The 11,869-nt window shown below is 36.5% G+C and carries 10 protein-coding genes; all 10 read right to left on the bottom strand.

Annotated elements, in window-relative coordinates:
* The gene (ispG, locus tag OCV53_RS06290; RefSeq protein ID WP_055197168.1) at positions 1-1,062 is read right to left on the bottom strand and encodes a flavodoxin-dependent (E)-4-hydroxy-3-methylbut-2-enyl-diphosphate synthase; all 1,062 of its coding nucleotides are present in this window, start codon (positions 1,060-1,062) and stop codon (positions 1-3) included.
* A gap of 12 nt (positions 1,063-1,074) precedes the next feature.
* Positions 1,075-2,106 (bottom strand): RIP metalloprotease RseP, encoded by a 1,032-nt coding sequence (rseP, locus tag OCV53_RS06285; RefSeq protein ID WP_022374306.1) that lies wholly within the window; start codon positions 2,104-2,106, stop codon positions 1,075-1,077.
* A 4-nt stretch (positions 2,107-2,110) separates the two neighbouring features.
* Positions 2,111-3,250 (bottom strand): 1-deoxy-D-xylulose-5-phosphate reductoisomerase, encoded by a 1,140-nt coding sequence (locus OCV53_RS06280; protein ID WP_022374307.1) that lies wholly within the window; start codon positions 3,248-3,250, stop codon positions 2,111-2,113.
* Between the two features lies 1 nt (position 3,251).
* Entirely contained in the window at positions 3,252-4,064 is an 813-nt protein-coding gene (locus OCV53_RS06275) for a phosphatidate cytidylyltransferase (protein WP_055197166.1), read from the bottom strand.
* 4 nt (positions 4,065-4,068) lie between these two features.
* Positions 4,069-4,776, bottom strand: coding sequence for an isoprenyl transferase (locus tag OCV53_RS06270; RefSeq protein ID WP_022374309.1), 708 nt, complete (start codon positions 4,774-4,776; stop codon positions 4,069-4,071).
* Between the two features lie 87 nt (positions 4,777-4,863).
* Positions 4,864-5,409 carry a ribosome recycling factor gene (gene frr, locus OCV53_RS06265; RefSeq protein WP_022374310.1) on the bottom strand — a complete coding sequence of 182 codons (546 nt, stop codon included), beginning with the start codon at positions 5,407-5,409 and terminating at the stop codon, positions 4,864-4,866.
* 17 nt (positions 5,410-5,426) lie between these two features.
* Entirely contained in the window at positions 5,427-6,122 is a 696-nt protein-coding gene (pyrH, locus tag OCV53_RS06260) for a UMP kinase (protein WP_055197212.1), read from the bottom strand.
* Between the two features lie 159 nt (positions 6,123-6,281).
* Positions 6,282-6,794, bottom strand: a complete 513-nt coding sequence (locus OCV53_RS06255) for a CarD family transcriptional regulator (RefSeq protein ID WP_022374312.1) — start codon at positions 6,792-6,794, stop codon at positions 6,282-6,284.
* 117 nt (positions 6,795-6,911) lie between these two features.
* Positions 6,912-7,262, bottom strand: a complete 351-nt coding sequence (locus OCV53_RS06250) for an Hpt domain-containing protein (RefSeq protein WP_022374313.1) — start codon at positions 7,260-7,262, stop codon at positions 6,912-6,914.
* Between the two features lie 93 nt (positions 7,263-7,355).
* Positions 7,356-11,849 (bottom strand): acyl-CoA dehydratase activase, encoded by a 4,494-nt coding sequence (locus tag OCV53_RS06245; RefSeq protein ID WP_055197164.1) that lies wholly within the window; start codon positions 11,847-11,849, stop codon positions 7,356-7,358.
* Positions 11,850-11,869 lie beyond the last annotated feature (20 nt).

The raw sequence follows: 11,869 nt of genomic DNA, 5'->3' as shown, positions 1-11,869 counted from the left end.
TTATTCACCCCAGTGTTCTAATTCGTATCTTAAAGTATTAAGCAGTTCATCTTCTGGTACTTTACGGATGACTTCACCTTTCTTGATCAAAAGTCCTTCTCCATTACCACCCGCAATTCCTACATCTGCTTCTTTAGCTTCTCCTGGTCCATTTACAACGCAACCCATAACTGCGACCTTTAGATTCAGATCTTCAAAATCTGCAGCCATTGTTTCTACCTGATTTGCAAGTGAAATCAGATCAATATTTGTACGTCCACAAGTTGGACAAGATACAACCTCAATTCCTCCTGTTCGAAGTCCCAACGTCTTCAAGATCAATTTTGCACTTGCAATCTCATTGACAGGATCTCCTGTTAATGAGACACGGATGGTATCACCAATTCCCTGATTTAAAATGATTCCAAGACCAACGGCTGACTTAATATTACCACTAAAGACAGTTCCTGCTTCCGTGATTCCTACATGTAGCGGATAATCAATTTTCTCTGCAACCAGACGATATGCCTCTGCACACATTAAAACATCTGATGATTTAATGCTGACTACCATATCATGAAAATCGTATTTTTCAAGCATTGCCACTTTATCTAATGCACTTTCTACCAATCCTTGTGCTGTCACTCCATTGTATTTTTTGACTAATGGTTTTTCTAGTGATCCACTGTTTACACCAACACGAATTGGCACATGATATTTCTTTGCCGTTTCTACGACCTTGCGGATGTTTTCTTCACAACCAATATTTCCTGGATTAATACGGATCTTATCTGCACCATGTTCCATCGCCGCAATCGCAAGTTTATAATCAAAATGAATGTCTGCAACTAGCGGAATATGAATTTCTTTCTTAATTTCTGTAAATGCTTCTGCAGCTTTCATTGTTGGGACGGTACAGCGAATAATCTGACATCCTGCCTTCTCAAGAGCAAGAATCTGTTTGACTGTCGCTTCTACATCCTCTGTCTTTGTATTAGTCATAGACTGGATAGCAATCGGATTGCCTCCTCCAATCTTAGCATCTCCAATTGAAATAACTCTTGTCTGGTTTCTTGTATACATGCAAATCCCCCTTTACATGAAAATCTTTACAATATCCTGGTACATTACAATTACCATTAAAAGCATCAGTAAAATCAATCCTGCAGTGTGTACCAACGCTTCCATATTCTGTGGCACTGCCTTACCTGTTATTGCTTCAATGATCAAAAATAATAAACGTCCACCATCCAATGCTGGTAATGGCAAAAGATTCATAACACCCAGATTTGCACTGATCAAAATGATCCAGTTTGCCATTGTCAAAAATACTGTTTTAAGTCCATAAGCAGCTGCCTGTGTATATTGATCTCCAACCGTCTTTACAATTCCTACTGGTCCAGAGAGATCTTTTACTCCAAGTTTTTGTGAGACTAGCATTTTTACGCTCTTTAATGTAATCTTCACTTGCAGTCCAACTTCACGAAAACTGTATTCAAGCGTCTTTAACGGATTGACTTTCTGATATCCACTCCATGTAATTCCGATCATATACTGTGATCTTTCCTTGTTATACATTGGTGTTACCTCAATGTTTTTTTCTTCTCCATCTCTTACTATAGTAATCGGAATTTTATCTCCAGCATAATCTAAATACATATAATAAGAAAATTCTCGATAATTATGAATCTTCTTTCCATCAACTTTTGTCATTATATCTCCAGCCTTGATTCCTGACTCATATGCTGGAGAATTATTTTCCACCTGTGAAATCTTTGGAATATCAACTCCTGACATTCCGATCACAATCAATGAAAATACAAATGCCAGAATAAAATTAAAGAATGGTCCACCAAAAATAACTGCCATCCTTGCCCAGACAGATTTATTATTAAATGCATTCTCACCTGGACGTTCTTCATCTTCCCCCATCATACATGCCCCACCAAAAGGCAACAGCTTTATAGAATAAAATGTATCGCCAACTTGTTTCCCTATGATCGTTGGCCCAAGTCCAATACAAAATTCATCTACTTGAATTCCATTTTTCTTTGCGATCAAAAAATGTCCAAATTCGTGTACAATGATAATAATTCCAAAAATTAAAATTGCAATGATAATATTCAATGATTTACCTGCTTTCTATATGTTCATATACCCATTGTTCTGTCTCTAACACTTCCTCAAGTGATGGATTAGGAAGCACTTTATGGGCATTCATTGCATCCTCAATGATGTCATAAATATCCAAAAATTTAATTTTGTGATCTAAAAATAATGCAACTGCTTTTTCATTTGCAGCATTTAACACTGTCGGCATACTTCCACCAATTCTACCAGCTTTATATGCATATGGAAGTCCTTTTAGAACATCAACCGGTGGCTCTTCGAAAGTAATTTCTTTTAACTTTGCAAAATCAAGACGCTCTCCTTCCAGATAACGATGTTCTGGATAAAACAGTGCATACTGAATTGGAAGTTTCATATCTGGTGTTCCCATCTGTGCAATAACACTTCCATCTTTATACTGAATCATGGAATGAATAATACTTTTTGGTTGGACAACAACATGAATATCATCAAAATCTACATCAAACAGCCAATTTGCTTCTAATACTTCAAGTCCTTTATTTACCAGTGTTGCAGAATCGATCGTAATCTTATGTCCCATCGACCAGTTCGGATGTTTTAATGCGTCTTCCACTGTTACATTCCTTAATTCATCTGTTGTTTTTTTACGGAATGGTCCACCAGATGCCGTAATGATCAATGAATCAAGATCTTTTTCATTTCCACTTTGAAGACATTGAAAAATTGCTGAATGTTCACTGTCTATCGGATAAATAGAAACACCTAATTCATCCGCCAAAGGCATGATGATATGACCAGCTGTAACTAACGTCTCTTTATTCGCCAGCCCAATATCTTTTCCTGCCTTCATTGCAGCAATCGTTGGACGAATTCCAATCATTCCAACAATTGCTGTTACAACGATCGAACACTGTTTCTCTGTTGCTACTTCTAATAAACCATCCATTCCTGCATAAACTTTAATATCCATATCAGCAAGACGAACTCTTAATTCTTCTGCCTTTTGCTCATTATATACTGCTACCACAGATGGTTTAAATTCTCTTGCTTGTTTTTCCAAAAGATCAATACTTGTTGCGGCAGCCAATGCTGTAACTTTCAAATCTTTGTTACTGCGTACAACATCTAATGTCTGGCTTCCGATTGAACCTGTTGACCCTATGATTGAAATATACTTCACTCTAGATTGCTCCTCCTGAAATCATAACTGTTAGATAATAAATAACTGGTGCAATAAAAATAATACTGTCAAAACGATCAAGAATTCCTCCATGACCAGGAATCAATGTACCATAATCTTTAATTCCTGAATCTCTTTTGATCGCAGATGCTGCTAAATCTCCAATTACAGAAACTGCTCCGCCAAGTCCACAAATAACAGGGAACATTGTAACCGGATTAAAGCTAAATCTGATATATGTGTTTAAGTACATTCCATATAATCCACCAAGAATTGCTGCACCAACAATTCCTCCGATCAGTCCTTCAATGCTCTTCTTAGGACTTAAGATTGGAGACATCTTATGTTTACCGATCAGCATTCCTGTACAATATGCTAAAGTATCATTTCCCCATGCAGCAAGGAATAATAATACAACAAACTCTCCTCCATTTTGTAATTCACGGATCTGATAAATAAAGGACATCATAACCCCTACATATACAAATCCAAAAAACGCTGCCATCATCTGATCTACTTTATATTTTGGAAAACGTACAACATAACATCCCAGTAAAAAAATTAAAAATAAAATAATGATAGCTGTTGTCCACTGTTCTAGATCAAAAAATAATGCAACATAATAAAGAATCGTTCCCGTATAACCGATCACAGCCAAGGATGATTTCTCAATATGATAAATTCTTAGAATCTCGCTGTATCCAATCAATGCAACGATCAATGTCATTGCAAATGTAACAACACCGCCCATATATAAACCAAATGCTGCGATCAGTACTAAGATGATTCCACTGATCAGTCTCTGCTTAAACATAAATTTATATTCCTCCAAATCTGCGATCACGTCCATTATAATACTCAATCGCCTTTATTAATTCTTTTTTATTAAAATCTGGCCATAGCACATCCGTAAAATAAAACTCTGTATATGCTAACTGCCATAACATAAAGTTTGATAATCTTTCTTCTCCACTCGTACGGATCATCAAATCTGGATCTGGTAGTTCTTTTGTATCCAGATATCCTTTAAATACTTCCTCTGTGATCGCATCTTTTGAAAGATTTCCATTCTCAAGATCTTCCGCCATATGTCTCATAGCACGAACCATCTCGTCACGACTTCCATAATTTAACGCAATTGTAAAATTAATTCCTGTATTATCTTTGGATGCCTTTTCAAGTTCAATGATCTTTTCCTGCAGATCTTCTGACAATCCTGTAATATCCCCGATCACTCTGACTTTCATATTATTTTTATTTGCACGCTTAATGCATGTTTTTAAATAATCACGAAGTAATTTCATCAGTGCATTCACTTCATCCTGAGGGCGCTTCCAGTTTTCTGTTGAAAATGCATATACCGTAAGATATTTAATTCCAAGATCATGTGCATCTTCGATAATCTGTTCTACCACTTTACTTCCTTGTCTGTGCCCCATATTTCTAGGCAGATGACGTTTCTTTGCCCATCTTCCATTTCCATCTAAGATAATCGCCACATGCTGTGGAATATTTAAATTCTCCATTCAAACCTCCTATATCTTATTATAAATCTGATTCATGTTCACATGAAACAAAACAGGGCTGAGATTTCAACCCTGTTGATGATTCGATTAAACTGTCATGATTTCTTTTGATTTAGCTTCAACAGCTTCATCAATCTGTTTGATGTATTTATCTGTCATCTTCTGTACTTTATCTTCTTCATCTTTTGCCTGATCTTCATTTAATTCTCCGGTTTTATTCTGTTTCTTGACAAAGTCATTCGCATCACGACGGATATTTCTAACAGCTACTTTTGCTTCTTCTCCACGTTTCTTAACATCTTTTGCAAGTTCTTTTCTTCGCTCTTCTGTAAGATCTGGGAAGTTTAATCTGATTGCTTTACCGTCATTTGTTGGTGTGATTCCGATATCTGATACTAAGATTGCTTTTTCAATCTCTTTTAATAAGTTTGGCTCCCATGGCTGAATCATAATTGTTCTTGCCTCTGGCACAGAAACATTTCCAACCTGTGCTACTGGAGTTGCAACTCCATAATAATCAACTTTTACCTTGTCCAATACGTGTGGATTCGCACGTCCTGCACGAATTGTCATAAAGTCATTCGTCATACTGTCTAAAGATTTCTGCATCTTGTCTTCAAATTGTTTTAACATGTCGTCCTCCTAATTTATCAAACGGTTACATAAGTTCCGTTGAATTTACCTTTCATTAAATTCTCAATACTGTTTTCTTCATTTAATCCAAATACAGCTAATGGCATCTTATTCTCAAGACACATAATAGTTGCTGTCAGATCGATAACTCCTAATTTCTGATCTAGTACTTCTTCCATTGTGATACTATCGTATTTCACTGCATCCTTATTCACTGCAGGGTCACTATCATAGACACCATCAATAGATTTTGCTAACAAAATAGCATCTGCTTCAATCTCAATCGCACGAAGTGCTGTTGCTGTATCTGTTGAAAAATAAGGATGCCCTGTTCCTCCCGCAAAAAATACAACTTTACCTTCATTCAAAGCTTTCACTGCTTTGTCTTTTGAGAATAACTCTGTAAATGCTCCACACACAAATGGCGTATATACTTCTGTCTCCATTCCAGCAGTTCTGAATGCATCTGATACATAAATACAATTCATGACTGTTGCAAGCATTCCAATCTGGTCAGCTTTTGTACGTTCCATACTTTCGCTTGTGCGGCCTCTCCAAAAATTTCCTCCTCCGATAACAATTGCTACCTGAAGTCCTTCATCTACCAATGTCTTTACCTGGCGTGCTGCATCTGCACAAGTTGCCTCGTCAAATCCTGTCTTCTTATCCCCGGCAAGTGCTTCACCGCTTAATTTTAAAAGTACACGTTTCATATCTTTTAAATCTTTCATTGATCTACCTCTTTTGTTCTTTCTTTGCCAAATCACTATGTGAAATTATATCATATCATCAAGAAAAGAACAACTATAAAAAGAAGGACCTCTTCCAAGATAGAAAAGATCCTTTTACATTTGTTGATTTTTTATATTTTCTTAAGTTGTTGCCATCTCTTTCATATTCGTACGAAAAAGATCTTCAACCTCATTCTTTGAAAGTTTAAGTACATAGGAAATCTCTGAAAATAAAATATTCTCTGCTATTTTTAAATAACGTTCATCTGTCGATGGGAAATTCTTTCCACTCAAAAGTCTGGATCTCTTGCGTTTCAAAAGTGACTTTACAAGTCTTAAAATTTCTCTAAAATCACAGCCTCTGACACACTGTTTATAATTATCTTCTCTGAATTTTTCTTTCGTAATCTCAAAATCTTCCAATTCATTAAATTCATTGAGATAAGATTTGATCTCATTTGAAGATAATAACTTGCGCATCTTTGTCTTCTTATTATCAACCGGAGTAAATATCTCACGGTCTTCCTTATGATATGGTCTTAAAATATAATACAGTTTATCGCCTGGCACTCCATCCATATCCATGGTTGTCACTTTTTCAACTTTGCAAACACCTGTGCTTCCATAAACAATATACTCGCCTTGTTCAAACATTCATCTCATCCTTTCTATCTATTTGGCAAGTTTTCATAATATCTAAACAAATTCCTATATTCCTATTTTAACACAAGGTTTTTCAAATTTCTAATAATTTTTTCTACATTATCCAATTTAATCCAATTTTTGAATAGCATCTACAACTTTTTGATATTCTTTCTCGATTTCGTCAATCACTGGCAATACAGTTTCCTTTTCTCCTGCACGGATCATATCTACTGCCTTTGCACTTTTTTGCTGTAACTGTGTAAATTCAAGATTGCTTGCGATTCCCTTCATCGTATGAGTTGCTCTTAAAATCTCATCATAATCCATCTTCTCAACAGATTCTTTAATCTGTTTATATGTTGGATCCTCCAAAAATTTGCGAACAAATTTCTCGACCAGTTTTTGATTCCCCATCATACGACTACTTACATTTTCATAGTTTTCATCAATACTATCATAAAATTCCTGAATATTCATGACCTTTCTGCTCCTTATCAAATATATCTCCTAGTTTTATAATCCCCATGATTATATCATATTTTACATAATTCAACAAATCAATTTCTGTCTTTATACACCAGAAGTTTTTCCAACATTATAACTCTTTCCTCGATAATTTTTATCTTCTGTCTGTGTATAATGATGGCTTCTTCTATGATCACGTTCTTCATTTTCTTCAAGAATTTCCTGTTTTGCATTCATAACTAGCATCTGAAGCCTGTTTTCAATATTCGCAAAACTTACATCCGGATCATAATCCAGTGGAAGAATCTGTGCATTTGGATACATTTCTTTTAATTTTTTTGAAATTCCTCTTCCGACAACGTGATTTGGAAGACATCCAAACGGTTGTAAGATCAAGAAATATCTACATCCATGTTCTGCATGATGAATGATCTCTCCTGGAATCAAAACGCCTTCTCCCGCATCAAATGTATGATGAATCACCGGATCACTTGCTTTTACCAGTTCATCCATGCGAATTGCCGGCTTATACAATGGATGATTCTTTGCAATCGAATCTGTCAGACTATGTGCAAGATCAAAGAAAGTATCCGCTGTCCTAAACCATATTTTCTGATCGATTGGTTTATTTAAGTGATATTCTTTTATCTGAGCATCCTGATAAAAATATGTTTTTCTGATTACATCCGTCATTCTTGCTTCAATAATCTCAAATCCATTATCTTCCAGATACCTTTCAATGTCATGATTGGCACCTGGATGAAAATTCAAAAGATATTCTCCCACGATCAGAATCTGCGGTTTCAGGTTTGATCTGTCATAAGATATATTCTTCATAATATTGATTGCTTCTTTAAATCCTTTTCTTGCCCCATGGACACCAGATTTCTCAAGTCCCTCGATCACACAGTCTAACGCTTTATCAAATGCCTTATCTGCACTTCCTTTGACCGTCTCATAAGGACGAATCTTTCGCAGTAATTCTTCCAGCACATCGATCATCGGCAGCGCAAATGCAATTTTTACAGAGGATGCAAGATTTAACTTAAATCCTGGATGCATGTTATGAGAATCCACATCGTCATTTGTGAGAATCGGAACATTTTCATATCCTGCATCATCCAATGCTTTTCTAAGTAATGCTCCGTAATGTGTCAAACGGCAGTCACCCACATATTTTGCCATGACAACTGCAACATCTTTTCCATTATACTTTCCACTTTCAAGTGCTGCTAATGCTTCCCCGATTACAACCTGTGCCGGGAAACAAATATCATTATGTACATATCGTTTTCCCAGGCGGATTGCATCCTCTCGCCCGATATCCAATGATACTGCTCGAATTCCCTGGCCTTTTAATGCAGCCGTCATAATTCGGCAAAATGCATGAGATGTATTTGGTACTAATGCAATCTTTTCTTTTTTATCCTGTTTTGTAAATTTGACTGCATATGGCTCCTGTAATTCATGTACATTAAGTTTCTTTTGTTTCTCTCTTCCCATCTTGACAGTTTCCAAAAACGAACGGACACGAATTCCTAGTGGTCCCTGATTATCACTTTCATCTACTTTCAATATCAGTGGTGTCTTGCCAGAAATCTCTTTCATCATTCTTGTGATCTCATCGGATAAATAAGCGTCATGTCCGCAACCAAAACTTACAAGCTGTACATACTCAAGATGTTCACTTTGTGCTGCAAGGATCGCAGATGACAGCATTCTTGCATGATAGTTATTTACTATATCAATGCGGCTTTTAGACAGTTGTGTTTTGTTCACTTCTGGCAGTGAATCTGCAGTTAATACTGCAATTCCTGCCTTTATAAACATTTTAGAAAGATCATGGTTTACCAATGTATCATTCTGGTATGGACGTGAAGCCAAAACAACTGCAAAGCTGTCTTTTTCTTCTACATCATCTAAGATTTTCTGTCCACGTTTCTTTAGCTGTTCCTCAAAAGATTTCTGTGCAAGATCTCCTGCCCTCATTGCTTCAAGCACTTCTTCTTTTGAAATATGATATTCATCCTGCATATATGCAAGCAGCTGACGCTGTCTGTCTTTCTTCGTATGCCAGTGAAATAATGGTGCATCAAATGGAACATTCCATTTATCCTGTGGATTATCGGAGTTTCTGATAACAATTGGATATCCTTTCACAACAGCACACATAGATTCACTTGTTTTTTCTGTATTCTCTGGTGGTACTGTTGTGATCGATGGCATAAAGATTCTGTCTACATGATATTTTTTCACTAGATTTCTAAGATGGCCATGAACTAACTTAGCTGGGAAACATACGGTATCTGAAGTTACTGCTGATAATCCACTTTCATAAATCTCTCTTGTACTTTCATCGGATAACTGCACATTGTATCCCAAAGTTTTGAAAAATGTAGTCCAAAATGGCATCGTATCCCAATAGGAAAGCACTCTTGGAATTCCAATCGTAATATTCCTCTCCTTCTTTGGCGTTGGGTATGGATATTCTTTAAATAATAATTGCTTACGTTCTTCAAATAAATCTGGAACACTTTTATTTTTCTTAATGGTTTCTTTTAGTTTTTTAGATACTTCCGTATTCTTTGGATCACCGATGATCTCACCTTTTTCACAACGATTGTTTGTTACCCATGAATTTCCATTTGAGAACTGTACGATCGTTCTCTGGCAATGGTTAGTACAGAACGGACAAGGTGCATTTGCCTCCTGTGTATATGAAAATGTATCAAGATTTGTAAGATCCCATGCTTTCACACTTTCCGGATCTTTTTCATACTGTTCCTTAGCAATCAGTCCTACACCAATAGCTCCCATGATTCCAGGGTATGGTGCTCTTACCACTTCACGTCCTACATATTCTTCCATTGCACGTAAGACTGCATCATTTTCAAAAGTTCCACCCTGTACAACAATCTTCTTTCCTAAAGAATCAAGATTTGATACACGGATTACCTTTGTAAATACATTTTGAATGATAGATCGACATAATCCAGCCATGATATCTTCTGGATTCTTTCCGTTTCTCTGTTCCGTAATGATACTACTATTCATAAATACCGTACAACGGCTTCCTAAAACAGCTGGATTTTTTGATGCAAATGCTTTGTCTGCGATTTCTTTTGTTTGAATATGTAAAGATGAAGCAAAGTTTTCAAGGAAGGATCCACATCCGGAAGAACATGCTTCATTTAGCAGGATATTTGTAATAACTCCATCTTCCAGCCAGATTGCCTTCATATCCTGTCCGCCAATATCCAGAATAAAAGAGGCATCTTTTACATATTTCTCAGAAGCTCTTGTATGGGCAACTGTTTCTACTGTGTGGCATGGAATTTCAAACGCTTTGGAAAACAGCATTTCCCCATATCCTGTTGTTCCAGCGGAAAGGATCTCAAGTTTCGCTCCTACATCTTCATATCGTTTTCTTAAACAAATCAGTGCATCTTTAGCAACTTTTAGTGGATCTCCTTCATTCGGTGCATAAAAAGAATCAAGAATTTCTTCCTGTTCATCAAGCAATACAAACTTGGTTGTTGTACTTCCAGCATCAATTCCAAGGAAACATCTTACTGTTTCACCTTTTTTAGGCCGCTTCCATGTTACCTTTTTCTTCTGATGTGCTTTTTTAAATTTTTCTTTTTCTTCTTTGGACGCAAAAAACGGTACCGCAGCTTCTCCTGATATGTGTGCATTATTTCTCTGTGCACTTTCTAAAGTTTCTAAAAGTTTATCAACATCTTTTGCCTTACTGTCTGAGAACATCTTCTCCAAAGACAGCGCTGCTCCATATGCGATCATTAATTCTGAATGCTCTGGACAAAGGATTTCCTCTTTCTTAAGTTCCAGACGTTCTGCAAACACTTTTACCAATGTCGGATGGAAAGTTAATGGTCCACCTTCAAATGCCACAGGTTTTTTGATCTCCAGACCTTGTGCAAGTCCTCCCATCGTCTGCTTTGCGATTGCATGAAATGCTGACAATGCAAGATCTTCCTTGGCTGCACCCTGATTTAACAGTGGCTGAATATCTGTTTTTGCGTAAACACCACATCTTCCTGAAATATCATAAAGATGTGTTCCTTTTTGCGCTAATTCATTAAAATGTTCCACTGGAACTTTTAATACAGATGCAATCTCATCAATAAATGCTCCCGTTCCACCTGCACAGCTTCCATTCATTCGCATATCTGCAACACTCTGTGGCTGTCCATTTTCAGAATCTTTAAAAAAGATCATCTTCGCATCCTGTCCACCTAATTCAATTGCCGTTCCTACTTTCTGAAATTTATCCTGCAAAGCAATCGCATTCGCAGCAACTTCCTGTACAAATGGTACTTTCAAAATAGAAGAAACTGGTTTTGCTCCAGAACCTGTCAGACACAATCTGATCTTTTTTTGTTTTATATGACTGCAAAACTCTTTAATACTTTTGATCACACTAGCAATCTGATTTGCATGATGTCTTGCATAATCAGAAAATAACAGCTGATGATCATGATCAGCATCAAGCGCTACTATTTTCGTTGTCGTAGACCCAACGTCGATTCCAACTAGTATATTCTGTTCGTTTGGTTTTGTTATCTCTTTATTCATCATTCGTTATCATCTTATCTCCT

This window comes from Anaerostipes amylophilus (assembly GCF_025567365.1).
Lineage (GTDB): Bacteria > Bacillota > Clostridia > Lachnospirales > Lachnospiraceae > Anaerostipes > Anaerostipes amylophilus.
Note: the sequence above shows the minus strand (reverse complement) of the source record. Positions and strands in the feature narration are given on the sequence as shown.

Excerpts from the sequence above, each read along its gene's own strand:
- ispG (WP_055197168.1), bottom strand. The coding sequence starts at position 1,062 with ATGTATACAAGAAACCAGACAAGAGTTATTTCAATTGGAGATGCTAAG.
- OCV53_RS06275 (WP_055197166.1), bottom strand. The coding sequence starts at position 4,064 with ATGTTTAAGCAGAGACTGATCAGTGGAATCATCTTAGTACTGATCGCA.
- OCV53_RS06270 (WP_022374309.1), bottom strand. The coding sequence starts at position 4,776 with ATGGAGAATTTAAATATTCCACAGCATGTGGCGATTATCTTAGATGGA.
- frr (WP_022374310.1), bottom strand. The coding sequence starts at position 5,409 with ATGTTAAAACAATTTGAAGACAAGATGCAGAAATCTTTAGACAGTATG.
- pyrH (WP_055197212.1), bottom strand. The coding sequence starts at position 6,122 with ATGAAACGTGTACTTTTAAAATTAAGCGGTGAAGCACTTGCCGGGGAT.
- OCV53_RS06255 (WP_022374312.1), bottom strand. The coding sequence starts at position 6,794 with ATGTTTGAACAAGGCGAGTATATTGTTTATGGAAGCACAGGTGTTTGC.
- OCV53_RS06250 (WP_022374313.1), bottom strand. The coding sequence starts at position 7,262 with ATGAATATTCAGGAATTTTATGATAGTATTGATGAAAACTATGAAAAT.
- OCV53_RS06245 (WP_055197164.1), bottom strand. The coding sequence starts at position 11,849 with ATGATGAATAAAGAGATAACAAAACCAAACGAACAGAATATACTAGTT.